This is a genomic window from Variovorax ginsengisoli (assembly GCF_030486595.1).
Classification (GTDB): Bacteria; Pseudomonadota; Gammaproteobacteria; order Burkholderiales; family Burkholderiaceae_C; genus Variovorax; species Variovorax ginsengisoli_B.
Genome location: NZ_JAUJZH010000054.1, coordinates 1 through 26,771, shown reverse-complemented (window position 1 = coordinate 26,771; position 26,771 = coordinate 1). Strand labels below are relative to the sequence as shown.

General features: G+C 63.4%; 20 protein-coding genes and 3 pseudogenes. 8 read left to right on the top strand and 15 right to left on the bottom strand.

Features of this window, described 5'->3' with window-relative positions; all coding sequences use genetic code 11:
- From QZH52_RS37580 to QZH52_RS37550, 7 genes and pseudogenes are all read right to left on the bottom strand, one after another.
- Positions 1–351, bottom strand: a pseudogene (locus QZH52_RS37580) (hypothetical protein); the annotation flags it as partial.
- A 478-nt stretch (positions 352–829) separates the two neighbouring features.
- A complete protein-coding gene (locus QZH52_RS37575) occupies positions 830–1,144 on the bottom strand; it encodes a hypothetical protein (RefSeq protein ID WP_301816365.1) in 315 nt (104 codons plus the stop codon).
- Positions 1,145–1,463: 319 nt separating this feature from the next.
- Entirely contained in the window at positions 1,464–2,927 is a 1,464-nt protein-coding gene (locus QZH52_RS37570) for a DUF1254 domain-containing protein (RefSeq protein ID WP_301816364.1), read from the bottom strand.
- Between the two features lie 545 nt (positions 2,928–3,472).
- Positions 3,473–4,396, bottom strand: coding sequence for a DUF6929 family protein (locus tag QZH52_RS37565; protein ID WP_301816363.1), 924 nt, complete (start codon positions 4,394–4,396; stop codon positions 3,473–3,475).
- Positions 4,397–4,758: 362 nt separating this feature from the next.
- Positions 4,759–5,493: a hypothetical protein gene (locus QZH52_RS37560; RefSeq protein WP_301816362.1), complete on the bottom strand. Its 735-nt coding sequence runs from the start codon at positions 5,491–5,493 to the stop codon at positions 4,759–4,761.
- A 1,788-nt stretch (positions 5,494–7,281) separates the two neighbouring features.
- Positions 7,282–8,397, bottom strand: a pseudogene (locus tag QZH52_RS37555) (PrkA family serine protein kinase); the annotation flags it as partial.
- 762 nt (positions 8,398–9,159) lie between these two features.
- Positions 9,160–9,465 (bottom strand): hypothetical protein, encoded by a 306-nt coding sequence (locus tag QZH52_RS37550; protein ID WP_301816361.1) that lies wholly within the window; start codon positions 9,463–9,465, stop codon positions 9,160–9,162.
- A 617-nt stretch (positions 9,466–10,082) separates the two neighbouring features.
- On the opposite strand from QZH52_RS37550, the gene QZH52_RS37545 reads away from it, so the two are divergent.
- Complete coding sequence (locus tag QZH52_RS37545; RefSeq protein WP_301816360.1) at positions 10,083–11,219, top strand: GSU2403 family nucleotidyltransferase fold protein; 1,137 nt, start codon at positions 10,083–10,085, stop codon at positions 11,217–11,219.
- Positions 11,220–11,420: 201 nt separating this feature from the next.
- Here QZH52_RS37545 and QZH52_RS37540 read toward each other — a convergent pair whose 3' ends face one another.
- Both QZH52_RS37540 and QZH52_RS37535 read right to left on the bottom strand, forming a co-directional pair.
- Positions 11,421–11,894, bottom strand: coding sequence for an RES family NAD+ phosphorylase (locus QZH52_RS37540; protein ID WP_301816359.1), 474 nt, complete (start codon positions 11,892–11,894; stop codon positions 11,421–11,423).
- Positions 11,891–12,415: an Xre family toxin-antitoxin system antitoxin gene (locus tag QZH52_RS37535; protein WP_301816358.1), complete on the bottom strand. Its 525-nt coding sequence runs from the start codon at positions 12,413–12,415 to the stop codon at positions 11,891–11,893. The genes QZH52_RS37540 and QZH52_RS37535 overlap by 4 nt, the downstream gene beginning before the upstream one ends.
- Positions 12,416–12,455: 40 nt before the next feature.
- On the opposite strand from QZH52_RS37535, the gene QZH52_RS37530 reads away from it, so the two are divergent.
- The 4 genes from QZH52_RS37530 (at position 12,456) to QZH52_RS37520 (ending at position 17,455) form a co-directional block, all read left to right on the top strand.
- Complete coding sequence (locus tag QZH52_RS37530; protein ID WP_366919371.1) at positions 12,456–13,484, top strand: PHP domain-containing protein; 1,029 nt, start codon at positions 12,456–12,458, stop codon at positions 13,482–13,484.
- A gap of 9 nt (positions 13,485–13,493) precedes the next feature.
- Positions 13,494–13,694: a hypothetical protein gene (locus QZH52_RS38855; RefSeq protein ID WP_366919372.1), complete on the top strand. Its 201-nt coding sequence runs from the start codon at positions 13,494–13,496 to the stop codon at positions 13,692–13,694.
- Between the two features lie 528 nt (positions 13,695–14,222).
- Positions 14,223–15,287 carry a glycosyltransferase family 4 protein gene (locus QZH52_RS37525; RefSeq protein ID WP_301816366.1) on the top strand — a complete coding sequence of 355 codons (1,065 nt, stop codon included), beginning with the start codon at positions 14,223–14,225 and terminating at the stop codon, positions 15,285–15,287.
- Positions 15,288–15,304: 17 nt separating this feature from the next.
- Positions 15,305–17,455: an amylo-alpha-1,6-glucosidase gene (locus QZH52_RS37520; RefSeq protein WP_301816356.1), complete on the top strand. Its 2,151-nt coding sequence runs from the start codon at positions 15,305–15,307 to the stop codon at positions 17,453–17,455.
- A 60-nt stretch (positions 17,456–17,515) separates the two neighbouring features.
- On the opposite strand, the gene QZH52_RS37515 is transcribed toward QZH52_RS37520, so the two are convergent.
- The 3 genes from QZH52_RS37515 to QZH52_RS37505 form a co-directional block, all read right to left on the bottom strand.
- Positions 17,516–17,836: a hypothetical protein gene (locus QZH52_RS37515; protein ID WP_301816355.1), complete on the bottom strand. Its 321-nt coding sequence runs from the start codon at positions 17,834–17,836 to the stop codon at positions 17,516–17,518.
- A gap of 113 nt (positions 17,837–17,949) precedes the next feature.
- Positions 17,950–19,158 (bottom strand): sugar transferase, encoded by a 1,209-nt coding sequence (locus tag QZH52_RS37510; RefSeq protein WP_301816354.1) that lies wholly within the window; start codon positions 19,156–19,158, stop codon positions 17,950–17,952.
- 109 nt (positions 19,159–19,267) lie between these two features.
- A complete protein-coding gene (locus tag QZH52_RS37505; protein ID WP_301816353.1) occupies positions 19,268–19,840 on the bottom strand; it encodes a hypothetical protein in 573 nt (190 codons plus the stop codon).
- A gap of 359 nt (positions 19,841–20,199) precedes the next feature.
- On the opposite strand from QZH52_RS37505, the pseudogene QZH52_RS37500 reads away from it, so the two are divergent.
- A pseudogene (locus QZH52_RS37500) lies at positions 20,200–20,778 on the top strand (BPSL1445 family SYLF domain-containing lipoprotein).
- A gap of 794 nt (positions 20,779–21,572) precedes the next feature.
- Here the strand turns inward: QZH52_RS37500 and QZH52_RS37495 are convergent.
- Both QZH52_RS37495 and QZH52_RS37490 read right to left on the bottom strand, forming a co-directional pair.
- Positions 21,573–23,150, bottom strand: coding sequence for a spermine/spermidine synthase domain-containing protein (locus QZH52_RS37495; protein ID WP_301816352.1), 1,578 nt, complete (start codon positions 23,148–23,150; stop codon positions 21,573–21,575).
- Positions 23,143–23,784, bottom strand: a complete 642-nt coding sequence (locus QZH52_RS37490; RefSeq protein WP_301816351.1) for a fused MFS/spermidine synthase — start codon at positions 23,782–23,784, stop codon at positions 23,143–23,145. Before QZH52_RS37490 ends, QZH52_RS37495 begins: the two co-directional genes overlap by 8 nt.
- A 273-nt stretch (positions 23,785–24,057) precedes the next feature.
- Between QZH52_RS37490 and QZH52_RS37485 the strand changes: the two genes are divergently transcribed.
- On the top strand, positions 24,058–24,375 hold the full coding sequence (locus QZH52_RS37485) for a hypothetical protein (RefSeq protein WP_301816350.1): 318 nt from the start codon (positions 24,058–24,060) through the stop codon (positions 24,373–24,375).
- A gap of 691 nt (positions 24,376–25,066) precedes the next feature.
- Here the strand turns inward: QZH52_RS37485 and QZH52_RS37480 are convergent.
- Positions 25,067–25,339 (bottom strand): hypothetical protein, encoded by a 273-nt coding sequence (locus tag QZH52_RS37480; RefSeq protein ID WP_301816349.1) that lies wholly within the window; start codon positions 25,337–25,339, stop codon positions 25,067–25,069.
- A gap of 356 nt (positions 25,340–25,695) precedes the next feature.
- On the opposite strand from QZH52_RS37480, the gene QZH52_RS37475 reads away from it, so the two are divergent.
- Positions 25,696–26,718, top strand: coding sequence for an IS110 family RNA-guided transposase (locus tag QZH52_RS37475; protein ID WP_301816348.1), 1,023 nt, complete (start codon positions 25,696–25,698; stop codon positions 26,716–26,718).
- Positions 26,719–26,771: the final 53 nt, after the last annotated feature.

Here is a 26,771-nt window from a genome sequence, read left to right as displayed (position 1 = left end):
GCAGCCCGCGTGGTAGTAGGGCACCGCCACCGGCGCGTGGTAGGGCGCGTAGCCGCCATAGCCATAGGCCGGGGGGCGGTAGGTCGAGAAGCCGCCGGCCGTGGTGTGCACCGCGCCGTAGCCCGCGACCCCTTCGCTGTGGCCGCCATAGGCGTTGGTATGGCTCCAGCCGCCGAAGGCATTGGCGGAGGTCGAGCCGCCCCAGCGGTTGTCATGCGTGGCACTGCCGAAGCCGCCGTAGGAGTGGCCGCCGAAGCGATTGGCGCTGGCCCAGGCGGCCGCCGGCGCATGGAAGCCTGCCGTGATGAGCCATGCCGCCAGCAGCGGAAGGAGGGCCTTGGCGTTCGTCATGCTTCGTCTCCTCACTTGGCCTTCGCCGGCTTCCGGGCGGCCTTCGGTGGCTGCGTCGGCTTTGGTGCGGCGAAGTCGAATTGCGGCGCGGCCTTGGCGGCGGCGCTGGCCGAGGGGGCCGCCGGCTTGGTGGCCGCGGGCGTCTGAGCTTCCGCCTCTAGCGCCAACGCCAAAGTAGCTGCAATCAACACAGTGCCGGCAAAGTGTCTGGTTTTTGTCATGTGTCAATTTCGAGTTGAACGGCGGTTAACGAAGCCGCTGCCGCTGCCGCTGCCGGCGCTGTGCGGGGACGGGGGCGGGGGCGGGGGCGGGGGCGGGGGCGGGGGCGGGAGATTCTCCCGGCGCACGCCGGATCGTTGAACTGTTTGGCGATCTGGTCGCAACCTCATCAAGGCACGCGCTGCCAGCGAATTGGTCGGTCAAGGCCTCTTGCGAGGAGGCTGCAGAGGAACGACTGACTTCGGCACGACGGCAGCTTTCAACGAGCGCGAATGACGTCGGAAACGACACCGTTTTCATTGACCGTGCAGTTGATGTTCGGTTGACCAGCGCCGATGCTGAGGGTGACGACATAGAACCCTTCCTCCATGGTCTGCGAATCGTAGAGAGGCTTCACATCTTCCTTGGGCACCTTGCGCTCGCGAGATACCGCATCGATGCAGCTCGTGCGCGAAATCTGAGGCGATAGGAAGCCGGCGAAGATCGGCGGCGGCTGGTAGTTGGCGCAACCGCTGGCGATGACACCAAGGCCGAGGCCGACTGCGGCTGCGACTGAACGACGAACAAAAGGCATGTGGCTCCTTGGGGATCTTTGACAAGTCTCCAGACCAGTCACGTGGGAAACCTGACCTGCGTCTGCAGGCGGTCTGCCACTGGGGACCGTTGTCAGGGCTTGACGACGTTGGAGTAGGGCGAGAGCTGCGTGTTGAACGGCAGCTTGCCCAGACAAGAGATCCTGTCGATGCGACGCCCAGCGGCACGGTCCAGCGCTGGTTGCTGGCGGCGTTCCAGTCGACCGTGATAATCGGCGGCGCCAGCTGCCGGCGAGCAGACTAGCGGCGTGTCGTCGGGCCGACAGGATCGCAGCACGAGGTCACCCTCTCCAGTCGAGACTATCGGGCTCCAACCTTCTGAATTGCCGGCGGCCACCACGTGCCGTCCAAGACGGAAGGCGAGGTCTCCTTCGGCCAGTACAGCCGGAACATCGGGATGAAGCCGGCTGGCGGGGCCGGCAGCCAGTTTGAAACCTTGTCCGCGCTCGGGCGGTCCTTTTGCAGATAGAGATCGATCGAGCCGTCGGGGTTGGTCTTGAGCTTGTTGCGCTGGCTGACCGTATAGCGATTGAGCGCGTTCGGGATGAAAAAATACTGATCGTCGTACATGGTCAGCGACCAGAAGCCATCGGCGGGCGGCAAATCCTTCTTGCTCTTGAAGCGCACCACATACTTGTTGCGCGAGGCATCGAGCGGCTGACCGTCGGCGTCCTTCAGCCCGACGACATAGACCGCATCCTTGGGCGCGTTCGCCGGAATGCCGAACGCGGACAGCCAGGCCCGTGCCATGTAGTCGGTGCCATAGTGCCCGACCTTCAGATTGAGCAGCCAGCCATCCTTGACCTGCCCGGAGCGGGCGGTGTATTCGGCAATCTTGGCCCAGCCGGTCCGCGGCGCGTCCGAAATCGCCTTTCCGACCGCTGGTTCGAAGCGGCTCAGGTCGAACCTGCCGCCCGGCACGATGCCGATCTTCGCCATGCGAGCCACCATCGGCGCGTCTTCCGGCGCTGGTGGATTGTTCTTCATCAGATCATTCATCCACTGGAAGTAGCTCGCGGCATCGAGCGCGTTGACGTTGTCACGCACCGAGCGCTTCATGTCCACCCCGGGATCGATGCGACCCGGCGGCGGGGTGTAGGGCTTGCCCCAGGCGCTCAACGGATAAAGCTTGTACTGGTCCTGCAGTTTCCACACTTCACGGTAGTCCGCCGGGCTGCCGGTCGAGTAGGTTCGAGAGAGAATCCAGACCGTGGACGTGGGCGACTTGACTTCCTTCACGCCATCAGGCAGCTTGCCCGTCCAGCCGGGCCCCGTCACGGCATAGGTCTGAGCCTTCTGTCCGGTGGTGCGTGACCCCGGATCGAAGATCACGGGCACCCACGCGTCGTAAAACTCCCAGACGTAGTAGCGCTTGCCCATGTCTGGCCAGCTGACGATCCATGGCTCCTTGGAAACGTCGATGAACGCATTCGAATACAGGGTATCGGCGTTCGGCGCAGTGACATCGCGGTAGGCGGCGGATGGGTATTCACGCAGCAGCGCGAACTGACCCATCGGGGCGCGCTTGGAGGTTGGCTTCTCCACATTGGTGATCACCTTACGTGACATCTCTACGGAGATAAGCGAGTAGCCGTAGATGTAGGCATCCTCGGCGATCTGCCTGGCCTCCTCCACGCTCAGGGCAGACGCAGTGGCAAGACTGGCAGCAGGCGCAACGATTTCAGCTGTCGGGGGCTTCGTTTGTTGGCAGGCACTCAGGATGGCGAGACCTATAAGGGCTGCAGGCAGCGATCGGAATCCCATTGCAAAACGCTCCTTACGAATTGGACGAGGTCGAAATAAGCGGCGATCCTATACAGGCACTCGCACCGCGCATATTGCCCTTTAGGGCAATATGAAGCGAAGCCTCAAGGCTGTATTTGGACATTGCGCGTCTGTTGAGGCGAGTGATGGATGAGGCTAGACACGTTGTAGGCGTCTTCTGCGACCTTCCTCCGCCAAACACGGCACTCAGGTGGTCGCGGAGGCGAGAGCGCCAACCTTGGAAGCACGGGTCGCGGACACGGGCAGGGGCGCACTAGGCTGACTGACTTTGTGCCCGGAAACGCCACCTCCGCCGAGCGACTTCGTCAAGAAATGCGAAGCCCGCAAGAAGACCAAGGGCGAGCCCTAAGCCGCCAGCAGTCTCGCTTGCGCCGGACGAGCTGAGGAACGGTCGCGCCGATGGACGGAAGGCGCCGGCATGACGTGAACCCGTGCCGCTGCGCGCCATTCTGGTGTACAGCAATGCCGCGCCGAGACGGCATCGGCACGGTTCGCCGACATCAATGGAGGCGGCACGGGGAGGGCTAGCGTCGGGGCGCGATGGTCAATACGACATCGAAGAACTCGCTGCTGCCATTGTCGTTGTCAGCGACCAAGGCGCCTACGGCACGGCGTCGTTCCGTGTGCGTCAGCGAAATGGACTCCACCTTGGTCTTGAGCGGCACCCCGACCTTGGAGAGGCGCTGCGCGCTCCGGGTCAGGTCCAGCAACGCGCCCTCCTCCAAAGTGGGCAGGGGGATCAACCCCAAATAGCTTCCCAGCACCGCACCATCGTCATAGGCGCCGTAGGCCCCCTCCACAGAGGCGCTGTAGACGAGGCTGTCGATCTCAGGCCAGTAGTCGGCACCTGAGAATCCAGCCTCACGTCCATTTAGTTGCGGCAACGCGGCCTCGTGCAAGCGGATACCTGCGACTTTGTCGGCCTCGCCGGTCATATAGGTCAGAAGGTCTCCTAGTGGCACCTTAAAAAGGATGTTCCTGTTGGCATTGCCACGGTTGAAGAAATAGGCAACGTCACGCGCGACTGCCACAGCCTCGATGTTGACCAACTGGCCGGTCTTGAATCCTGCGAGGGAGGCAAAATCTCGGTACAGCACAGTCATATCCCGCTCATGGACGGTGGCCTTGCCATCGGTGGAGACGAGAAGCCCGGCTCCCCGCGTCTCCTTGTCGCTGCCCGAGCTCAGAATTAGGTTCCAGACCGTTCCGTTCCACACAACGCTAGCCATTGCCTCGTAGTCCGGCTTGATAGCCTTCGCGATGCGGCCGTTCTGTTGAATCGGATAGTCTCGCAATAGGGAGCGAGCGGTGATCGCAAATTTCCGATTCAGCGTGAACAGATAGGGGGAATCGTCGCCGACGACGAAGTACCTACCCGCGCTCCAAGTCATGCCGGATCCGGAGGGGAGCGCCTTGTTGACCACGGGCCCTGCGAGGCGGATGTTCATGTCCGCGGCGTACGAACTCCAAGCGGATGCGCTCAGCGCCGCCAAGGCCAATGATGCTACAAGACTTGTGTTCATGGCGATTCTATCTCCTCTTCAAATGACTGCGGCAGCGTGGCCCGAAGGAGATCGGATGCACGCCGAGGCCGAACCCATATTCCGGAAGCCAGGCGAATCGACCAACCAGGATATCGGACGAATCCGGAATACTGCATCAAGGAGAATGTCGAGCCGCCGCTCTGTTGCCAAAACGCCGCGTCGTTCGAATTTCAGTTTTTCGTCGGATCGCTGTCAATTGCCTCTCCGCCATCGCGTCACCAGCTAAGAGGGTGAGTCCCACGACGAATCGCTGCCTCGACCTTGAGTTAGCCAGGGCAGGTGCTTCCCAGTAGCGTCTTCGAGTCAGGCAACGGTTGCGCTCCGGCCTTGAGCAGCGTGTCCACGCTCGCCTGGAACGCCTTCTGATGCGACGGGCTCCCCTCGTCCACAGCGTACGAGACCTCGACGATCAAGGCGCTCGTCGGAAGCACCCATTCCTCGATCTTCCAGTCGTCCGATTTCAGGCGGCGGACATGGTTCACGCATGACCTCGGCGACATTTCGGTTGCCTTCGGGAACGCGGCATTGGCCGACGTTCCGACAGAACAGCTGAAAGAAATGGCGGTGCGGGGAGTTGGAAGTTCGTTGGGATCTCCGCTCCTGGTCTTCTCGCCCAATGCCCAGTTCACATCGACCTCGAACTTGGTTTCGAGGGCCGGCCCGGAAAGGGGGCAGACCCACATCGACAGTACAGTCCTGCCAGCCTTGGAATCTGGTCCGCGCACCTTGTACATCGACTCCGGCCCGTCCTTGTCGACGCGCTCGCGCGCAACCGCCTGATAGTTGCCATTGGGCAACCCGGCCGGCTGCTTGACCGTGAGGTACCTGACCTCGATCTTCTTAGCCTTGTCGTCATTGATGCCGAGTATCCTGGCCGCTTCCTCGGCCGTCGCAGGGCCGCCGTTTTCGGGATTCCATCGAAACGCATACTCGGTCTTGTCCGCATGAGCGCATAGACACGCAGATGTGGCGACAGCGGCAATCAGGCTTGCAGTTTTCATCGCAATTTCGGGTCCAACAGGATAGATTCACACGGTACACCATTGAGCGACAGGTCTGCAACCGTCGGTTCGATCAGCCTGCTGCATGGCCGATGGTGGCGATGCTGATGGACTCGTTTTGCCTTCAACTCGACTTTCATCGCGTCGTGAGTAACGTCTCATCGTTCCTATGGATCGCCGGAATTGGAGAGCAGCGCGATTCGTCGTTTGACCAACTCGCAGAATCAAGCCCGAGCCCCGAAAGCCGACCACATTGGATGCCTACGAAGGACCAGACGTGCGACTGCTTTCAGCGGCTACCCGCAACTATGTCGTCAACGTGAACGTCAGCCACGCGATGAGATCGGTGCGGTCTTAGGCGACGAGGGCGGCAATTTCCCAGAAGTGACCTACTGGGGAGCGGCCGAAAGCTTGACCTGCGAATGTCATTCAGATCCCCTCGAAGTCTTGAGGTTGGCCGACGAGCGAGCTACGCAACTCCACATGAGCAAGATCTGTCAGGGCAGGGTCGTAGAGAGAATCGATCGCGTAGTAGCGCATCACCGCATCTCGATCCAGAATCTTCTCTCCAACGGACGCATCGCGAAGTACCTCCCCCGTCGTAAGCGCGAATACGCTCCATCGATTCCCAAATCGACGCCACGACCACTTGTGTTGTGCCGTCGCTCCGATCTCGAAACAGCGAGGAAGCACGAAGGCTTCCTATCTGGCGACGCAATTCGGGCAACACGAACTGGTCGAGATAGCCGCTACATTCGTCAGTGAGTTCCGTCTTGATCCAGAACGTCCACGTTCGAAGAATCTTAGTCATGCATGCCTTCGGATTGATGCTTCCGCACGGATAAGAGGTGGGTTAAGGACCAGTCCGTGCGAGATCCTCCATGCCTATCAGTCTTCGTGACTTCTCGACGACTACCACGCGTCGCGATCTGGCCTTGCAGTAGCCTCTGACGCTCAGCGAGGAAAGCGCAGTCACTCGGAACGGCTTCACTTTAGCCTGGGGGGCTTGCGTTTCGCGAGGAAATAGCGCACGAGATCGAGACATATTGGGCGCCCAAAGACTCCTCTCTGGTTCCGCTGCTCCGACCTCATCAAAACCTTCATCGGACAATCTCATGCTCCTGACGCGCGGTGGTGGTGGTGATTGCTCGGGTCATCACCTCGATCCCGCGCGAGGCACTGACGGTGCTGCTGGCATCCCGTGAAGGTCGCAAACCTCCCGCTGATCGCCGCGCTAGGCGTGGGGTATCAGCATTCGGCACGCGCTGTACCTGCTCTACCTGCTGAGCGTGCAGTAGGGCGGGCAGCGGCGCAGTCTGAACCGGGGCACGGCCTACTGCAGCCTGTAAACTGCTTCCGAGCGGATGTGACTGCTGGCCTACGACGTCTGGACTCGAATGCCAATTATGTTTATTTCATTCGCGGCGCCCAGCAAAGGCTGTGGGGAAAACGTGGGAGAGCGGGGATGGCGGGGCAGGGTTTCCGTCCGGCCGGGGAGGTGGAGGGGTCTTGATCCGCTCCCTCGAGCGTGAATGCGAGCGGCTGCGCGGCGTCATCCGTGCGTACGAAAACGCGCAGGCCCACCCCGCGGTCAACGCGCCTGTCTATCAATTGATCTAAAGCGCGAACGGTGCAAGGACCGGACGCGGGGCCCTGGGTGCTGCGCACCTGTTGCGGCCGCCTGGCGCCTCGGCAGACCGTCGAAGTTGCCGATGGACTTGTTCTTGCCCGACAACCGGCGGTCGATGATCTGCTGCAGCATGGCACGGACAGAACTCCTTCAGTTCATCATGAACTCTTGCGAACCCGCAAATACCACTCGCACAGCAGGCGGACCTGCTTGGCCGTATAGCCCTTCTGGACCATGCGGTTGACGAAATCCTCGTGCTTCTTCATCTCGTCGGCGCTGCTCTTGGCGTTGAAGCTGATGACCGGCAGCAGTTCTTCGGTGTTCGAGAACATCTTCTTCTCGATCACGGTGCGCAGCTTCTCGTGGCTGGTCCACAGCGGGTTCTTGCCCGCGTTGCCGGCCCGCGCGCGCAGCACGAAGTTGACGATCTCGTTGCGGAAGTCCTTGGGGTTGCTGATGCCCGCGGGCTTCTCGATCTTCTCGAGCTCGGCGTTGAGCGAGCCGCGGTCGAAGACCTCGCCGGTGTCCTGGTCGCGGTACTCCTGGTCCTGGATCCAGTAGTCGGCGTAGGTCACGTAGCGGTCGAAGATGTTCTGGCCGTACTCCGAGTAGCTTTCCAGGTACGCGGTCTGGATCTCCTTGCCGATGAATTCCGCATAGCGCGGCGCCATCAGCTCCTTGATGTACGAGAGGTACTTCTGCTCGGTCTCGGGCGCGAACTGCTCGCGCTCGATCTGCTGCTCGAGCACGTGCATCAGGTGCACCGGATTGGCCGCCACCTCGCTGCTGTCGAAGTTGAACACCTTCGAGATGATCTTGAAGGCGAAGCGGGTCGAGGTGCCGCTCATGCCTTCGTCGACACCCGCGTAGTCGCGGTACTCCTGCATCGACTTGGCCTTGGGGTCGGTGTCTTTGAGGTTGTCGCCGTCGTAGATCTGCATCTTGCTGAAGATGCTGGAGTTCTCGGGTTCCTTGAGCCGCGTGAGCACCGAGAACTGGGCCATCATGCGCAAGGTGCCGGGGGCGCAGGGCGCCGCCGAGAGCGACGAGTTGCGCACCAGCTTCTCGTAGATCTTGATCTCCTCGGAGACCCGCAGGCAGTAGGGCACCTTGACGATGTAGATCCGGTCGAGGAAGGCCTCGTTGTTCTTGTTGTTGCGGAAGGCCTTCCACTCGCTTTCGTTGCTGTGCGCCAGCACGATGCCATCGAACGGGATGGCGCCGAAGCCTTCGGTGCCCTTGAAGTTGCCTTCCTGGGTGGCGGTCAAGAGCGGGGTGATGTTGCTTTCGCTCGGCTCGTCGCCAATGGAACCCACAGACCCAGCGCCGCTCCGGCTTGGCGCCACCCATGCCGATCGATTGGGTAGACGCCTCCTGATCGATCCAGTCCAGAGGAGGGCCGAAGCCCTCGCGAACGTCCTTCAGGTCTTCCTGCTTACAACCGCCAACTGCGCGGCCAGCATCCATAGCCGAAGAGGTCCAGCGCGCCTTCCGTTTCTGCGAAAGGCAGCGAGGTGTAGTTGCTGCGGTTGCCTGGCATGGACAGGCCGGCCATCGCGGCCCACGAGAAGACCGCGCGGATGTGCCCGCGCGAGCGTCGAGGGGCATGCTCGGACCATCTCGAACGGCCCACTCGTCGATGCCACAAATCAGTCCTGCTGGGCTTCCACACGTTCTCTGCCCAGGTTGACGAGGTGCATCGGTCGGCAAACCACCGGTTCATGGTCCAGGCGATTCTGCTGGACACCATAGGCAGGTCCAGCCGAGCGCATGCGCTCGGCCGTCCGCCAAGCGCGCGGACCTATGGGCGATCGATGACGGTGCGCGCCAAGCCCCGCGCAGGGACGAAAAGGGGGTACGCTCGCTGAACTCGGCGCAGGAAGTCCCTAGCCGCCAAGTACGCCGCGATCTCCTTCTCACTCATGACTCGTCTGCCAGCGCGGGCACCAGCCGATCCGTGGTCCCGGCCTCCAGCTCGTGACAGCGAGGAGCCCAATCCCGAAGACATGGTCAACTCCTTTCGTGAAACAGCGCTTCTACGATCCGTCGCGGCGACGCGATGGCCTGATCGCCTCGCGTGCGCGCTCCGCCGCGATCTGCAGCCAGCTGACTCGAGCGGGGTCTCTTTGCTGCCGTACCTCCGGATAGTGAAATCGCAGGAGCTCGGCGTTACCCTTTTCAGTGATCGCAAGGACCCTGGCGCCCCGCTCCGGCGGCTCGTCGACCAACGCGAGCACCAGACCGGCCTGGCGAAGAATCTTGACCGCGTTGACGTCCTCTGCCGCGGTAAATGACTTAGGCAGGGGCGAGGCCGCGATCTGCCTCAGGAGCTCAACTGACATAGCACCTCCTCATTGCTTTGGCGCGGAAGAAAATAGAGGCTCCGCGGGCGGTTTCAAGTCGGAAAATCGCAAACTTTTTGTCGGTGCCAGTCTGACAAATGGGCTGCGCAGTGGCCGGAAGAACCGCGAAAATTGCCCGAAAGCGCCCGCATTGCGCTTGGCTTGGGTCCCGGGAAGCTTCGACGTACGATCCCCTGGTGTGCGCCATCCGGCCTGTGGGCTCGCCGCCAATCACCGCGATCGAGCGCTGGCAGATACGTCGAAGATTTCGACGACGAACGGGTGAAGAAGGACGTCTGCGGGAACTGGATCCCTGCAGCTCGGCCCACGACGCCGGCGTTGGAGCAGGTGAGCCTCAAATCCTTTCGGGACTCACGCAGCCGATTGCCCATGGCAGACGTGCTGCGCGCACCTGCGCATGGCCGAGACCGGAAAAGAGGCCGAGGACGTCGATCGTCCCCGCTGAGATGATTCGCGGCGAGACGGCCTGATGAGCACGGCGGAGAAACACATCTGCAAGCCAAGGCGCGCGAATATTATACTGCGCCAGGCATGGCGCGCAGTATAACTTTCCGCCCATTTGTTATACTTCACTAGACAGAAAGCGAAGTATAACCATGAAGCGAGCGGAGCCCCCCCTTTTTGATGACCTATCGCTATCGGCGCAGACCAACTTTGCAGAGTTGGTCGAGCAGGCGCAGGCTCAAATGCTCGACCGTTCGATCGTCGACCTCACGGGCTCGTTCAACAAGAAGGAAATCAAAGGCATCCAGTACTGGTACTGGCAGTTCCGCGACCTGGAGGGGAAACTGAAGCAGGTCTACCTGGGCCCAGTCGACGAGCGGCTTAGCGAGCTGATCCGGTTGCGTTCGGAAGGAAAGGCCCCCGGCCACGACAGCCTGGCCAGGCTCGCGCTAGCCTGCACGTCCCTTGGATGCATGACGGTTATGCCGCAGCACTTCAAAGTGATCCATCGGCTCGCGGAGCACGGCTTCTTCAATGCCGGCGGCGTACTGATCGGCACCCACGCCTTCATCGCCATGGGCAACATGCTCGGCGTGCGATGGAACGGAGGATGGCGGACCAATGATATCGATTTTGCTCATGCGGGAAAGAACGTTTCGCTCGCGCTTCCGACCAACGCTGAAGCCAACGTGCACGATGCGATCACCTCGCTTGAGATGGGCCTGCTGCCCGCGAATTCGATCACGACCGGCCAGGGCGCGACCTACCTGAATTCGAAGAGCGGGGACTTGCGAATCGACCTTCTCACGGTGGCCGGTCGCAACAACGCAATCTACCGGCACGAGCCGTTGAACGTGAACCTGCAACCCCTCAAGTTCATGGAATTCTCCCTTGAGAAGACAACACAGACCGCGGTGATCTCCGGCGAAAACGCGCTCGTCGTCAACATCCCTTCACCGTTGCGCTACGCGCTGCACAAACTTGTGGTGATGGCGGAGCGCGAAGAGCAGTTCCACACAAAGATCGCAAAAGATGCGGGGCAAGTCGCAGCCCTCGTTTCCTACGCCCTCGAGCGATCACCGTACGCACTTCAGGAAGCAGCGGAAGACATCATGGCTCGCGGCAAGGGATGGCGAAGCCGGATTGCCGAAGGCACGAAGATACTTGCAACGTATCACCCGTCTATCGCGGCGAGCCTGAGCAGCGTATTGAAGCTCCCCGCTCCGAAAGTGGCCAAGCAACCGATCGCGAACGCTGATGAGCCGGATGAAGCACCCAGCGGGGACTAGGCCGCAGATGCTGGACAGAGCTGCTCGAGCAGATACTGGCGCCCTGGGGCACCAGGTCGAACAGAAAAGAGGGTGGCCGGCGGTCGAGTTCAGGCCCCATCGGTCCGTCGACGAAGTGGTCCACGGTAGCGGCGGGCACCCAGTGGCCGTCCCGGTGGATCTGAAGCGTTGTGGCGGCTGGATGCACAGAAATCGGGTGGATCAAGGGAACATGCGGTCGTCGAACTCGAACGGGTTGCGCTCGACCGTGACCACCACCTGCAGGAATGCGGGGTGATCAGGGTTCAGGACGATGTTGCTCTCGCTCGACTCGACAGCCGATGGAACCCACAGGCCGAGCGCGTCTCCGGCCTTGCGCCAGGCCACGCCGATCGTTTGGGTGAGCGCCTCCTGGTCGATCCAGTCCGCGGGAAGCTCGAAGCCCTCACGAACGTCCTGCAGCTCTGCAGCGTCGGGCAGATCAAGGCGAATCAGGGCTTGGCCGATCGGCTTCACGCCGTTGCAATGGACGCGTTTCTCCAGTTGGCAGATCGCGCGACTGCCCCCGGCGTAGACGACGGACTGCCCATCCGGTGGCGGCAGGTGCCACCGCCCTGGCGACAGCGTCGAGCCGTAGCCAAGTTGATCGCGCCGCAAGCCTTTGGTCGTGCAGATGCGCCAGACCGACAGCGTCAAACGACGCCCCCGTGCTCGATCGCGTTCAAGATCGAGCGCACCTTCTCGCCGCCGTATTCGTTCGTCGCGAACTCGATGGGCGTCTTCCCGTCGAGCAGGGGGTGCGGCTTGGTCATCCAGGTCGGCCCCTGATCGCCGAACACTTCGGCCGCCCGAACCAGCAGGTCCGACTGGCGGAGCAGGCGCTCGGTGACGCCTGGCTCAAGGGGCGCTTCCGGGCGCATGCGCGAAAGCGTCGATGCATTGACGCATAGGGCCGTGAAGAGGTCCTTCTTGCGCGGCAGCCGCGATGCCTCGAACCACTCGTCCAGAGAGCGGGCGGGCACGCTCCGCGACGCGTAGCGCGCGGCAACACCCCGGTTCAGCCCCCAGGCGGACTCGCTAGCGTGGAAGAAGGGCGTTCCGGCCCCACGGATATCGTCCTCCCCGCGGGAGAAGGCGTGGGCGAACACTCCTTCGAAGGCCTTGGCCATGACGCCGGCGACGGTCGTTGGGGCAGGATTGGTGGTGGCGGCGGTCATGACGACAACATAGCAGAGTTGCAATTGCAATGCTGGCATTGTGCAATTGCATTGTCAGCGGCCGAACGGGGCGGATTTCCCCGACAAAAAGACGGAAAGCCGACCCGGCATCCGTCAAAAAACAGGACAGGGGGCGGTGCGATACTGGTTTTATATCCAGTATGCACGAACCGCCTCCCTTCGCCGAGCTGCACGCCGCGCAAACTTCACCTTCCTCGTCGGCGCCTCGCAACCTGAGGAGCTGGTGGAGCGCGCCGCGGCCAAGCTCTACTCGGCACTCGCCCTGACCGACGAATGCTCGGTCTCGGGCGTCGTTCGGGCCCACCTGGCTGCCCGGGAGGCCAGCCTGCACCTCATCTGCGGCAGCGAGATCCTCCTGACCACCCAGAGCGGTCACCCCCACGCCAGGATTGTTTTTCTGGCCGAGAACAAGCTCGGCTGGGGCAACCTCTGCGAGTGCATCACGCTCGCCCGCCGGCGGGCCGCCAAGGGCACGTACAGCGCCCTGTTGACGGACGTGGAGGGCAAGAACATCCAGACGCCGCACCTGGCCGGCATGCCCGGCTGCCTGGCGCTCCTGCTGCCCGAGCCGGATGCCACCGTCGAGTCGCTCTTCGCCCAGACCATGTGGCTGAAGACCTGGTTCCCGGGCCGAGCCTGGATCGTGGCGCCGCGCCCGCTCCTCATGGACGACGAGCTGCGCCTCTGGGTGGTCGAGCAGGTCGCCGATCGCACCGGCCTGCGGATCCTTGCCAGCTCGAGCCCGGTCATGCACACGAGCAAGCGCAAGAAGGTCCAGGACGTTCTCACTACGGTCCGGGTCGGGAAGACCGTCGCCACCGCGGGCTTCGCGCTTCAGGCCAACGCCGAGTCTTACCTGCGCGGCCGCGCGGCCCTGATGAACCAGGTGCCCGCCGAGTGGATGAAGGAGACCGTGCGAGTGGCGAGCCTGTGCACGTTCTCACTGGAGAAGCTCAAGTATGAATACCCGCGCGAGGTCGTCCCTGAAGGCGAGACGTCGGCGTCGCACTTGCGCAAGCTGACCTACGAGGGCGCGCAGCGCCGGTAACCGAACGGGCTGCCCGACAACGTCCACAAGCAGATCGAGCACGAGTTCAAACTCATTGCCCAGCTCGAATACGAGAGCTACTTCCTGACAGTTGCTGACATCGTGCATTGGGCGCGCGACCGCAACATCCTCTGCCAGGGCCGCGCCTCGGCCGCCAACAGCGCCGTCTGCTACTGCCTCGAGGTCACCAACGTGGACCCCAATGCATGAGCGTGCTCTTCGAGCGATTCATCTCGGTGGAGCGCAAAGAGCCGCCCGATCGAGCGCGGGCTCCGAGGGCTCCTCGACAGGCCTGGATTCGGTCATGGGATGGGCCGAATGACTGTCGGCGGTAGGGAAGGGGAATGCACCGGCCTGTGTTGGCTGTGTTGGCCATGACGGACTCCCGAGAGGATTCGAATGGTTTGACGCCTCGAAGCGTGCACCCGGCGCCGGAACATGCGCATCTGACGCGCGGCGCGCTCCTGCGTAGGTTGTTGCCGACACGAGCGGCTTTCGCTCGCTCGTGGTACCGACTCAGGTTGCCGCGCCGTCGCGCGTCGGAGCATCCGTCCGGCCGCAGCTTTGGGACTCAATGCGCGCCGTGAAGATCGGGCGGACATTCCGCCAGCGTTTCATTGACTTGCGCCGTACGATGTCTTCCGACAATCCAACGGGCCTCCAGCCGTCCGCGGCTTTCATCGGCGGCATTGAAAAATGTCCATGGCCGCGTTGATGGCAGGCCGCCGGGGAAGGACGATGAAGATCGCTCAAGTCGCACCGCTGTACGAAGCCGTTCCACCCCGCCTCTATGGCGGCACGGAACGGGTGGTGGCCTATCTTACGGATGCGCTGGTCGAGCGGGGCCACGACGTCACCCTATTCGCCGCAGGCGACATGCGCACGCGAGCCACGCCGGTCTTCACGCGCCGCCAGGCCCTGCGACTGGACGACGCGCCGCTGAAGTCCGATCTGGCGAGCCATCTGTCGATGCTGCACGAGGTCCGGCGCCTCGCCGACGCCTTCGACGTCGTGCACTTCCACATCGACATGCTGCACTTCCCGCTGTTCGAGCAGATGGCCGCGAAGACCTTGACTACCCTTCACGGCCGGCTGGATATTGCCGATCTGCCGGATACCTATCGCCGCTGGAGCGACTTCCCCTTGGTCTCGATTTCCAACCATCAGCGGCTGCCGATGCCCGAGGCCCACTGGCGCGCCACCGTGCACCACGGGATCGATCCGCGCGGCCTGCCTTTCACGCGGGTGCCCCAGGGGAACTACCTCGCCTTCCTGGGCCGCATCTCGCCGGAGAAGCGGCCGGATCGCGCGATCGAGATCGCCAAAGCGGCGGGCGTGCCGCTGCGCCTGGCGGCCAAGGTCGACGCCGTGGACCGGGACTATTTCGAACGTGTCATCCGGCCGCTGCTGGACCACCCCCTGGTGAACTACATCGGCGAGATCGGCGATGCCCAGAAGGGCGACTTTCTCGGCAACGCACGCGCACTGCTGTTTCCCATCGACTGGCCCGAGCCTTTCGGACTCGTAATGATCGAGGCGATGGCCTGCGGGACCCCGGTCATCGCTTGGCGCTGCGGCGCGGTTCCCGAAGTCATCGATGCCGGGGTCACCGGCTGGGTCGTCGACGACCTCGAGCAGGCCGTGGCCGCGGTCGAAGCGGTGGAAAGCCTGTCGCGGGAGACTGTCCGCTCCGTCTTCGAGCAGCGCTTCACGGCCCGGGCCATGGCCGTGCGCTACGCGCAGCTCTACTGGCAGATCGCGAGCGGCAGCCGCGGATCATCGCGCGAAGGCATCGCCGCCTAGCCGGACCGGGAAGCGCCGTGCAAACGCCCGATGCCCCCACCGCACGCGATGACGAGTGGCCGGCGCCGCCGGTGCGCTCGGGGCAGCGGCTGTTCGTCCTCAAGGAGGGCGACACCTTCCTCGTGGCCGATGCCTTCGGCGATGTCACGGGGGAGGGCGACGGCTTGTTCCACGACGACACGCGATGGCTTTCGACTTTCAGGCTGTTGATGGACGGCCGCCAGCCGGCTCTGCTGTCGAGCGCCGTGAGCCAGGACAACGCCTTCTTCACGGCCAACATGACCAACCATCCGCTGCCGCCCCTGGGCGAGAGCTCGATGCCCCAGGGGGTGATCCATCTGGAGCGCCGCCGCTTCCTGTGGCAGGACCGGGTGCACGAGCGCATTACGCTGGTCAACTACGGGGATGCAGCGGCGCGGGTCCCGCTCACCCTGCTGTTCGGCGCCGACTTCCGCGACATGTTCGAGGTCCGCGGCCAACAGCGCCCTCAGCGCGGAGAACTGGCCGCCGGGGCGCTCGGCGAACGCCAGGTCGCGTTGCGCTACCGCGGCCTCGACGCGGTCTGGCGCAGCGTCGTCCTGTCCTTCTCGGAGGTGCCGGCCCGCTTGGGCGAAGGTCACGCGACCTTCGACGTCGCCCTGGACGGCCGTGCGCGCTGGACGCTCCATGTCGAAGTCGGCGAGGCCCATGCCGAGCCGTCGCCCACGCGCTTTGGGGAGGCCGCGACGCGCGTCCGCTGGAGTCTGCGCATCCACCGGCGCCGCGGCGCTCGGGTGCGCGCGTCCGGGCGCCTGTTCCAAGCCTGGATCGACAAGTCCGAGGCCGACCTGGCCCTGCTCACCACGGAGCTCGACACCGGGCCCTATCCGTATGCCGGCATCCCGTGGTTCTCGACCCCCTTCGGCCGCGATGCGGTGGTCACCGCTCTGCAGACCCTGTGGCTCGATCCGGCGCTCGCGCGCGGCGTGCTCGCCTTCCTCGCCGCCCACCAGGCGAGCGAGACCTCCTCCTTCCACGACGCAGAGCCGGGCAAGATCATGCACGAGACCCGCAAGGGCGAGATGGCCGCGGTCAAGGAGCTGCCGTTCGGCCAGTACTACGGCGGCGTCGACACCACTCCGCTGTTCGTCATGCTGGCGACGGCCTATGCCGAACGCACGGGCGACATGGGCTTCATCGCCATCATCTGGGAGGCACTGCTCGCGGCGATGGAATGGATCGAGGGCAATGCCCGGCGCCACTGCGGTTTCGTGAGCTATGCGCGGGGCGAACTGACCGGCCTGGCCAACCAGGGCTGGAAGGACAGCCACGACTCGGTGTTCCACGCCGATGGCCGATCGGCCCAGGGACCCATCGCGCTGGTGGAAGTGCAAGGCTACGCGTTCGCCGCGCTGCGCGGGATGGGCATGCTGTCGCGCGCGCGGCGACAGTTCGCGCGCGCGCGCGAATGGGAGGCCGAGGCGGCCGCGATGGCCGCCCGCGTCGAGCGCTGCTTCTGGCTGCCTGAATTGCAGACCTACGCCCTGGCTCTGGACGGGCAGCAGCAGCCGTGCCGGGTGCGCGCCTCCAACGCCGGGCACCTGTTGTTCTCTGGCTTGCCGTCGCCCGAGCGCGGACGCCTGGTCGTGCAGCAGCTGCGCTCGGCGTCTTTCGATAGCGGCTGGGGCGTGCGCACCCTGTCCTCGGACATGGCGCGCTACAACCCGATGTCTTACCACAACGGGTCCGTGTGGCCACACGACGTCGCGCTGTGCGCCGCGGGCATGGCCCGCTATGGCGAGCGCGACGGCGTCGTCCAGTTGCTCGGCGACATGTTCGAAGCGGCCGTGCATTTCGGGCTTCGACTGCCCGAGCTGTTCTGCGGCTTCGAGCGCGCTCCCGGCGAGGCGCCGGTGGCCTATCCGGTCGCTTGCCTGCCCCAGGCCTGGGCGGCGGGCTCGGTGTTCATGCTGTTGCAGGCCTGTCTCGGCGTGACCGTCGAGGCGGCCCGCCACCGGGTGCGCGTGACTCATCCCCGCCTGCCCCAGGGGATCGAGGCCATCCACATTGCCGGACTGCAGGTGGGCGACAGCCGCTTCGACCTCAATGTGAGGCGCTATGGCGCGGACGTCGTGGCCTTTGCGCAGAAAGACTCGGGCAGTGCCGCACGGGTCGAAATGCAGCTTTGAGTGAAGCCTTGGGATCTCTCGTGGGCGTCAGACCTGGTGCGCCCGGCGTTGGCCCCGTTGTCACCCAGGCAGGACGCCCGATCCGCGGTGAGATAGAAAATCGTGACGGGTGGAAGGAACGGAGAAGTCCATGATTTCCAGTTCGATCGGTGCTTCGGGTCGGCGCCTTTGCAGTTCCATCGCAGCCCTTTCTATCGCCTCGAAGTTCGCCTGGCAGGTCTCGAGCAGGCTGTCCGGTCCATCGCGTGCGCCGAACACATCGCGCAGGGCGTCTTCTGAAATCTCCGCGAGGACGCGAGGGCCTTCAAGACCTTCTGGGTAGATGGCAAAACGGACTGTAGCCCGATCGAAACAATAAACAGCCTCGCATGGTGTCGCCATCGAATGACTCCTTGATCATTGCCCAATCCACGTTGTCGTGGTCCGGACGGCACAGAAGCAGGAGAAACGGGAGGGTTCTTGTCAGCCTTCGCCTGCGCAGCTGAGATCTCCGTTCAAGACGATCCGTCGCCGCTCAGAACTACCCAGACGGTGCGCACAAGAATCTTGGCGTCGAGAGCCAGCGACCAATGCGTGACATAGCGGACGTCCAGCGCGACGCGGTCGGCGTAGGGCAGGTGGTTGCGGCCGCTGACCTGCCAGAGTCCGGTGATGCCGGGTCGCATCTGGCAATAGTGCTGCCAGCTGCTGCCGTACAGGCTGCGCTGGCGAACCATGCACGGACGGGGACCGACCAGGCTCATGTCGCCCCTCAGCACGTTGTAGAACTGCGGCAGCTCGTCGAGGCTCAGCCGGCGGATCACGCGACCGACGGGCGTGACACGGGGATCGTCGTCGAGCTTCTGAAACCGTTCCCAACGATCGCGCGCGACGGCGTCGCGCGCCAGGTGATACGCGAGGATGTCGTCCGACCCCGTCACCATCGAACGGAACTTGTAGCAGCGGAAGGGGCGGCCGCCCTGGCCCAGGCGCGTCTGCCAATAGTGCACCGGGCCGCCCATGCCGACGAACACCGCGCCGGCGACCAGCAGGTAGAGCGGGCCGAGAAGCACGAAGAAGGCCAGCGCTCCCACGATGTCCACCGAGCGCTTGAGCGCTCGCTGGCGGATCGTGAGGCCGCAGGGTGCGGGAGGCGCCTTCGGATGCAGGTTGATCGGATGCCACCAGCCGGGCACGTCGCGCAGGATGTCGGGGCACGCCTCATGAAGCTCGACGCGTACGCTGTTGAAGCCAAGTCCGTCCAGCGAGGTCACGCTGACGGCATGCCTCGAGAATCTCTCTGCGCACGCGAAGGTCAGGGTGACCGACTGGAGCCCGGTGACCCGGACCAGGAACAGCGTGAGACCCGCGGAGAACTCTGCCTTTGACTTGATGGGGGCTTCGAACATCGCCACGATGCCTTCTCCGGCGGGCCGCTCGCCGAAGCGCCAGTCCGCGTTGTAGGTCTCCAGCGCCTCAGCGGCGACGAGTTCCCGCCCTCTTGTGCTCAGGGCGTCGATGTTCTCGACCACCCTTTCGGCGAAGGCCAGGACGGTGTCGACGGGTTGCCCGGCCGGGCTGATCGACGCGCCGACGACGCCGTCCCCGCATTCGATCCGCCCCTGGAAGATACCGGACGCACGACGCAGCCGGCCCACCGCCGGATGGTCGGCCGGCTGCCGTTCGCGACTGGACCTTCTCTTCTTCCCGATCGGTGCAGACATCGACCCATCCTTCGCCGTCAAGAATTCGAGTTGCGACTTCCTGTCGCGCGCTGGAGCAGGCTGACATCCCCCGTTGATGGTCACTGGCTCGTGACGGTCCACGTGGCCCTCAGTAGCCGCCTTCCGGCGGAATGCCGACGTTCTGATGCGGCGCAACGTTCTCGACCTCGCTCGCTACGAGTTCATCCCTGGCTGCCTCCAAGGGGTTGCGGTCTCCGTCCGTCTCGAGCCTGCGAAGGGCGCGACGGGCAATGTCATCGGGGCTGAGGTCGGAGATTCGCTGCAACTCCTGCGAAAAGGCGAGCAGCCACGCTTCTTCCGGCGTGGGCGTTCGCGGATCCCACTCTGCGTCTTCCGGACTGAGCTTGGGCGCCTGGGCGCCCTTGTTCGCGCCGCCGGCGGCCGACTTGCGAACGGAAGCCGCGAAGGTCCAGGCTTCCTGTTGCGCCGGGTCGAGCTCGGCCGTCGGCTCCGGTCGCTCCTGTCGTTGACTGGCGCCGATGGCATCCAGATCCGCCGAAGTGAAGCCGCCCGCTGCCTTGCCGCGGCCGGCCAGGGCCACATCGAGGGCAAACGCCCAGTGAGAGGGGACCCGGGGATCCTTGCACAGCATCCGCGAGGCCAGCTTGGCGGCCTTCGGACTCAACTGCTGGATCTTCCCGTAGCATTCGCTCCAGCGCATGGTGAGAGTTCTCCGCGTGCCGGGTGGAGCAATTGATGTGCCCGATGGCGTCCCCCGAGATCGCTGCGAAGAGACGCCTAAGGCGGCAACTTTTGCGGCAAGTATTGCCCGTCGAGGATCCGCAGGACTCGACAGCGCCGCGTACCAGCGGATGGCGGCGCAGGCCCAGGCCGAATTCGTCGAGCAAATGCGCGCGCTGATGCAGCCCATCCGCTGGCTGTGGCCATCGTCCAGCAAGTAGTTGCTTGTCGCGCCGCGACATGGCGCGGAAATTGCCGGGTCGTTTGTGCACGATCATGAGTCGGAGGCATCAGCGGCGTTGGCGTTGCCTGCGAGTTGGTGGCTGAAAAGAGTCGACCATGCGTTCCCTTCATCGATACGTGCTCGGCATCGCAATGCTCGCCCTGACCAGTTTCGCCTTCATGGGTTGCACCACGACGCGGCCTGGAGACACATCCAGCGCGAAGTCGTCGCGCGCGTCCATGGACGCCCAGGTGGAGGACGCCTTGTCGAAGTTGTATGCCAGCGTGCCGGGCTCTCGCGAGATGGTGGCGAAGGCCAACGGCGTTCTGGTGTTCCCGCCGTGGTCGGCGCGAGCCTGGGGGTTGGTGCCGAGTACGGGCGCGGTGCACTGCGCGTGGCCGGGCGCACCGAGGCCTACTACAGCACCACCGCAGGGTCGCTGGGCTTCCAGGCGGGCGCGCTAGCGAAGGCGGTGATCTACGTCTTTAACACGAAGCAAGCTCTGGACAGGTTCCGCAACAGCAGCGGTTGGACAGCGGGGGCTGACGCCACCGTCGCGATCGCCACCCTGGGCGCCACGGGCAACATCGACACTCACGATTCAACAGCCTGTGGTCGGCTTCGTGCTGACCAACGTGGGACTCGAGGCAGGCGTTTCCCTGCAAGGCGCCAAGATCAGCAAGGTCCAGCTCTGACGCGATCAACTCCTTCGAAGGCGGGGCGACCGAAGGAGAAATGGAAGGCTCGCTTTCTGGAGATCTTGGAGATGTCGGGCGACGGGTCGGTTCATCGGTCCAAGTACAAGGGTTGGTGGGTGGCGCTCGAGTTGGACAGATCTACGGCGGAAGGTGTGTTCACGCGGCACGGCGACCTTCGTTGGAAGAGTCAGCACCGATGCCGAATCGTTCTCGTCGGGAAGTACCGTGACGGTGCGAGCACCGTTGCAGCGCTGCTGCAGAAGGCGCGTGCATTCATCGACGAGCGGGACATTCAGCGCGGCGCGAGGGCCATGCCATTCATTGAACAGTAGCTTGCTTGTCGCCGCCAAAAAAGTTGGCGCGAATAGACCCATGGAACTACTCCAAGAACTCGCCGATGCGGAGAGGCCTGTGGAGATCGTGGACCAGGAGGTCCAGCAGAAACTCTGGGTTCTTCATGACGCCGGCCACATCCTCTGCAGCTTTCCTCCGGCTGCCTCGAACAATGCGCCTGCGTGCGGGTCCACGAGGTGACGTCGCTTGGCCTCAAGGCGCTCAGACATTTCGGTCCCGGCAGCCCTCGTGCACGAGATGTGGCTGCTGGCGGTTCACACCCGGAGCGCGCCACGGAGAATGGCGAACTACTGGGCGACAGAACGGGTCGGCCACCGGCGCTGGTAGGGGAAGCTTCGGCATCCACCCCAATCCGGGGCGGTTCCCCGATGCCGGCGGCCGTCCCCCCGTCGATGCCACCCTTCGTAGGGATGAACAGGCGCGAGTCCCTGAACACGCTACCTGTCGAGTAGCATCCGCGCGTGGTCCACCTTCCGATAGAAGTTCGGCAAGCGGTAGCGCCAAAGCCCATGCGCGTGTTCGACGAGCATGTTCTGGTCGGTAATCAGTCCGGGTGATTCGGACATGCCGGCGAACTGCTGCTCAGGCGCCACAAAGGGCGCCTTGATCATTTCCCTTGCAAGTCCGCCGGCTCGGAAAGCCTGCTCGGCGAATACGACGGAATTGTCAAGGCGCAGCTCGCGGAAAGCTGCCTCCGCAGTGGGCACGGGTCGAGAGAAATCCGACTTGCTTCCATAGACGAAGTTCAGCCTCCGCTCGACAAACGGAAAGACCTTGTGTGCAGTGTGCAGCACGTCGCTCGACCCTGTACTGTTCATCGCAAAGATGCCGCCGGGTTTCAGGTGCGACGAGACCAGCTGCATGTATTCGAGGGAGAGCAGGTTGGTTGAATAGCCTCTCCACGACCAGGTGGTGTTCTGCACCACGAGGTCGAAGGCTTGATCCGGGTTTCGACGCAGCCAGCGGCGCCCGTCGTCGATGACGATCTGGATGCGCGGCTCCTTCAGCAGGCCGGCTACCTGCGGGTACTGCGCGATGACCTTCAGGTAGCCGGGATTGATCTCGACCACCGTCATTTCCTTGATGCGCGGCGACGCACTGAGAATGCGGGCCCAGGCGCCCGTGCTCATGCCGATGACCAGCACGCGCTCGGGATTGGGATGGACCGCCAGCAAGGCCAGCCCGCGGTCCAGCAGGTTGCCGTTCAGGCGCATATCGACATTGAGCTGGCCGTCGTAAGCGTTGCCGCCGAGGATGACATCCGGCTTTCCATCGGGGGTGGAGAGGGTATGGATGATGCCCTGCCGATTCTGCACGACGTGGTCGACCTTGGTGCCCTCCACGTGTTCCGTCGACGTCGCCAGTGCGATGGCCGGCACCACCGCCGGGCCCGACCATGCCAGGGCCGTGGCAGCGATGATCGCGCCCATGGCAGCCAACCCGGTCGCTGGCTTGCGCGCCTGCGCGGCGCACAGCAGCGACAACACGCCCGTCGCGAGCCCGATCAGAAGCAGGCAACCGTCGATGCTCAGCCTGTCCAGCAGCACGTATCCCGTCACGATCGGCCCCAGGGTCGAGCCGATGATGTTGCCGAAGTACACCTTGGATACCGAGCGTCCGATATGCGTACCGGACTGCTGCGAACCCAGGTGGTGGGCGATCGGAAACATGATGCTCTTGAGCGCCGCCGCGAGCACGATCAGAAACAGCACCGCAGCCAGGCCCGAGGCGCTGCCTTGCAGCAGAGCAGGAAGCAGGCGCAGGAGGCTGAGGTCGATGACCGCGGCCGCCGCCAGGACGAGCGCCGAGGTACGCAGTAGGTCATCGTGCCTCTCACAGAAGCGCTTGCCGATGGCCGAGCCGATCGCGATCCCCACGAGGAAGCACAGCAGGACGATCGCGAAGGACTGGCTCATACCCCGCAGGCCAAAGGAGATCAGCCGCACCCACAGGATCTCCTGGCTGAGGCTAAGGAAGCCGACAGCCAGCGATAGGAGCCAGGCGAAGCTAGCCATGGTGCTTGATCCAGGCGACGGTAAGCAGGCTCACCAGGATGTTCAAGGAGGCGGCCATGCGGATCGCGCCGTCGAGGTCGAACAGCAAGAACCAGAGGAAGCCGACGATCGCCACGCCGAAGGCCGCCCCAAGGGTATTGACCTGGTAGAGCAGTCCGATCGATTTGCCCACATTGCCCCATATACGGGTCACGTGCGCCACCAGAATAGGCAGCGTGGCGCCCATCAGGCAGGTCGGGAAAAGCAGCAGCAGGAAATTGACAACTACGATCTGCCATTGAGACGCACCGACAAAGGCGTCGCCGGTCGCACGTATCAGTGCGGGGCTGAACAGGCCGAAGGTGCCGATGCCCAGCTCCGCGATCGCGAAATACCGCAGCGCCCATGCGGGGCGGTGGTCCGCGAGCCTGCCACCGACCAGCGCGCCGAGCCCCAGGCCGAGCATGAACACCGAGACAATGATCGTCACGGAGTCGATATCCACGCCGAAGGCTGAAAAGAGCAGGCGCTGCCAGCACAGCTGGTAGACCAGCGCCGCCACGCCAGAGACGAAGAACAGCGGCGCCAGTCGCGTGCTGACCATCCCGCCGTTATCGTTGGCGGCCGATACGTCTGCCGGAGCTTTGAGAATCATTTCTTTTGCCTCCGTCTATTAAGATATCTCATCTAAACGAGAAGTGTGAACAGGTCTTTGGCGGGCTTGGCCAGAATGCCGTTGGACTCGTAGAAGCCACCAAGGTCGTGAAGATCGACCGCGGTATCCTGCTTGGCGGCTGGGAGGCGCACTCAAGGAAGCCGCCGACGCGACGCCTGGTGCTGCCTGCCGGGTTGTTAGACGACACGACGGCCTACCCCTGAGCGATGCTGACCACGCCACACGAAGCGCGCCCTGCCTTAGCATGCGACTATGCAGTTCAGCGATTTGCCCGTGGGCGCCAAGTTCCGGTTCTTCCGGCGCGGCACGCTGCTGACGAAGACATCCGAGGGCGGGTACACCACGCCTGGGGCCGACGAACAGAAGGCGGCGCCCGAGGTCGAAGTGATCCCCGAGGAAGACATGCCCGGCCCGGTAAAGCGCGCCGCGGCGAAGTCCGACGACGTCGCCCTGATCTCGAAAGCGCTGGACGCCCTTGAGGCTCAGGGAGGTGAGATGCCGGAACTCGCCGCCGCGCGGCAGGCTCTGCGTCGGCTGGATGCGCTGGCCAGGCTGAAAGCCGGCATCTGACGACCCTGTTCGCTCGACTGTCCGACTACAGTCGGAGGCGGACGGCCGCCGGCATCGAGGAACCGCCCGTGCGGGGTGGCTGCCGAAGCTTCCTCTACCAGCGCCGGGGGCCGTCGGTGTCGCCGCGATGCGTCCTACAGACCCCAGAACCGCGATTGGCCGCTCTCGTTGAGAGAGATCCAGTTGTCAGTGAAGTCGGGGGCTTTCGTGCCCAGGGCAAGCCTTGCGGCGGTTGCGTCGAGGCGCGAGCAGACAGCACCGGCATTTCGCTTCCGAAGGGAGGTCCGCACGCCCTGAGAACGCCTCTCCGGCAGCCGTGACTTCCACACGAACCTCCCATTCGCGATATTCGAAATGCGTTATCGACGTGGGGCCTGCCTATCAACTGCCTTCCTTGAATACTAGGCGAAACGGCGAAAAATGATAGAACAACTATCGGTTCTGTCCGCGATTCAACGGTCAGAAGCTGAACTGCCACTGAACAGTCGCAGAGCTACGATACAACCACGACGCACTTGCGGCGCATTGCCGTATTCGTGTCGCGTCTTAGGGACATTCAGGGCCAGTGCAGGGACGGGATCCACTGCGTGCCTCCTCCCTCGACTTTCCACCAAGGTCTTGCCCGCTTCGGCGGGCTTTTTCGTCCCCACCCAACGGCGCCGCTGCGCCCGTTGGATGCTGTGGGCGGGGCTTATGCGCCCGATCGCTCCAGTAGATCCGACCAACCGTCGTCTTCTTTGCTTCGCACCCGTTCAGGTCCGAAGTACCTGAGCGCCTTGCGGCCCAGCGGCGTCACCATGTGGACGCGAACAGGCTCCAAATGAGCCATCTCCGCGGAAGGGAAGCTACAGATGATGTGGCCAGCATCATGGAGGATCCGAAGTTTGTCCTGAACCTCGCGTGTCAAAAAAAGTTCAACGGGCAACTCATCATCCGCGAGCGCCTGAAGTAGTTCCATTGGCATGGCGGCTCCTCAAGGTCGAGACCTACAGGAGGAACGGTCGCCGGCATCAGGGAATTCGCTGAGGTCAAAACGCGGAGTCTTGGCTCCCGTACCAGCGCCGGTGACCGCCCCAATCGGGCAAGGTTTAAATCGTGCGACATCGAGGCACCATCAGAGAGATGAGGGACATCATGACAGTTTTGACCGACTCGCGCATTCGCCGGCTCGCGGCGCTGGCTCGAATGAAGGCCAAAAGCTGACCGGACCTAGGTTGATGTCCCAGGAAGTAATGGTATGGACGCCCCCACCCGTACGGCATTGATGTGCCAGAGTGGAGATTCCTACGTCACCACTCAAACTGAACAGGAGCGTCCACCATGAAGATTACGACAGTCGGCATCGACCTGGCCAAGAACGTGTTCCAAGTCCACGGCGTGAACGAACACGGGAAGGCAGCCTTGAAGAAGCAGATCAAGCGCGACCAGATGGCCGTGTTCTTCGCGAGCCTGCCGCCTTGTCTGATCGGCATGGAAGCCTGTGGGGGTGCTCACCACTGGGCTCGCAAGCTTCAAGGTTTCGGCCACACAGTCAAGCTGATGGCTCCGCAGTTCGTCAAGCCCTACGTCAAGACGAACAAGAACGACGCGGCGGATGCGGAGGCAATCTGCGAGGCGGTCGCGCGACCGAATATGCGATTCGTACCAGTCAAGAACATCGAACAGCAGGCCGTGCTGTCGCTACACCGTGTTCGCCAAGGATTCGTTGGCGCGCGAACTGCCTTGACCAACCAGATTCGTGGGCTACTGGCCGAGTTCGGCCTCGTAGTTCCCCAAGGAATATCGCATGTCTGCAGTAAGGTTCCTGAACTCATAGAGGATGCGAGCAACGAGCTGCCTGGAACCTTCCGGCTATTGATCCAGCGCCTGCTCAATCACCTCAAGGAGCTTGACCGCCAGGTCAGCGAACTCGAGGCGCAGATCAAGACCTCGCACCGCAACAGCGAAGCGAGTCGCAAGCTCGAGAAGATCCCCGGGATTGGCCCGATTACCGCGAGCGCACTCGTTGCCACGATCGGCGATGCAAAGAGCTTCGACAACGCCCGGCAGCTGGCTGCGTGGGTAGGATTGGTTCCGGCCCAATCATCCAGCGGCGGCAAGGCTACCTTGCTCGGTATCAGTAAGCGCGGCGACACGTACCTGCGGACATTGCTGGTCCACGGAGCTAGAGCGGTACTGTGGTCGTTCCGGAGCAAGGCGGATCAGAACGGCAATGCGTGGCTGCAGAAGCTCTTGGAGCGACGAAACGCCAACATCGCAGCCATTGCGCTCGCGAACAAGAATGCGTGTTGGCGCCGGCCGAAATTTGACCCACCTGTGAGGGTTGTGCCGGTTCAAATTTGACCCGGGTGTTCAGCCTACCCTGCTGCTTTTTTAAGCGGTGGGGGTATGAGGAT

What these genes read in the sequence shown, in the direction of transcription:
- QZH52_RS37575 (WP_301816365.1), bottom strand. Translation starts at nt 1,144, where the DNA reads ATGCCTTTTGTTCGTCGTTCAGTCGCAGCCGCAGTCGGCCTCGGCCTT.
- QZH52_RS37570 (WP_301816364.1), bottom strand. Translation starts at nt 2,927, where the DNA reads ATGGGATTCCGATCGCTGCCTGCAGCCCTTATAGGTCTCGCCATCCTG.
- QZH52_RS37565 (WP_301816363.1), bottom strand. Translation starts at nt 4,396, where the DNA reads ATGAACATCCGCCTCGCAGGGCCCGTGGTCAACAAGGCGCTCCCCTCC.
- QZH52_RS37560 (WP_301816362.1), bottom strand. Translation starts at nt 5,493, where the DNA reads ATGAAAACTGCAAGCCTGATTGCCGCTGTCGCCACATCTGCGTGTCTA.
- QZH52_RS37550 (WP_301816361.1), bottom strand. Translation starts at nt 9,465, where the DNA reads ATGTCAGTTGAGCTCCTGAGGCAGATCGCGGCCTCGCCCCTGCCTAAG.
- QZH52_RS37545 (WP_301816360.1), top strand. Translation starts at nt 10,083, where the DNA reads ATGAAGCGAGCGGAGCCCCCCCTTTTTGATGACCTATCGCTATCGGCG.
- QZH52_RS37535 (WP_301816358.1), bottom strand. Translation starts at nt 12,415, where the DNA reads ATGACCGCCGCCACCACCAATCCTGCCCCAACGACCGTCGCCGGCGTC.
- QZH52_RS37525 (WP_301816366.1), top strand. Translation starts at nt 14,223, where the DNA reads ATGAAGATCGCTCAAGTCGCACCGCTGTACGAAGCCGTTCCACCCCGC.
- QZH52_RS37515 (WP_301816355.1), bottom strand. Translation starts at nt 17,836, where the DNA reads ATGGCGACACCATGCGAGGCTGTTTATTGTTTCGATCGGGCTACAGTC.
- QZH52_RS37510 (WP_301816354.1), bottom strand. Translation starts at nt 19,158, where the DNA reads ATGTCTGCACCGATCGGGAAGAAGAGAAGGTCCAGTCGCGAACGGCAG.
- QZH52_RS37505 (WP_301816353.1), bottom strand. Translation starts at nt 19,840, where the DNA reads ATGCGCTGGAGCGAATGCTACGGGAAGATCCAGCAGTTGAGTCCGAAG.
- QZH52_RS37495 (WP_301816352.1), bottom strand. Translation starts at nt 23,150, where the DNA reads ATGGCTAGCTTCGCCTGGCTCCTATCGCTGGCTGTCGGCTTCCTTAGC.
- QZH52_RS37490 (WP_301816351.1), bottom strand. Translation starts at nt 23,784, where the DNA reads ATGATTCTCAAAGCTCCGGCAGACGTATCGGCCGCCAACGATAACGGC.
- QZH52_RS37485 (WP_301816350.1), top strand. Translation starts at nt 24,058, where the DNA reads ATGCAGTTCAGCGATTTGCCCGTGGGCGCCAAGTTCCGGTTCTTCCGG.
- QZH52_RS37480 (WP_301816349.1), bottom strand. Translation starts at nt 25,339, where the DNA reads ATGCCAATGGAACTACTTCAGGCGCTCGCGGATGATGAGTTGCCCGTT.
- QZH52_RS37475 (WP_301816348.1), top strand. Translation starts at nt 25,696, where the DNA reads ATGAAGATTACGACAGTCGGCATCGACCTGGCCAAGAACGTGTTCCAA.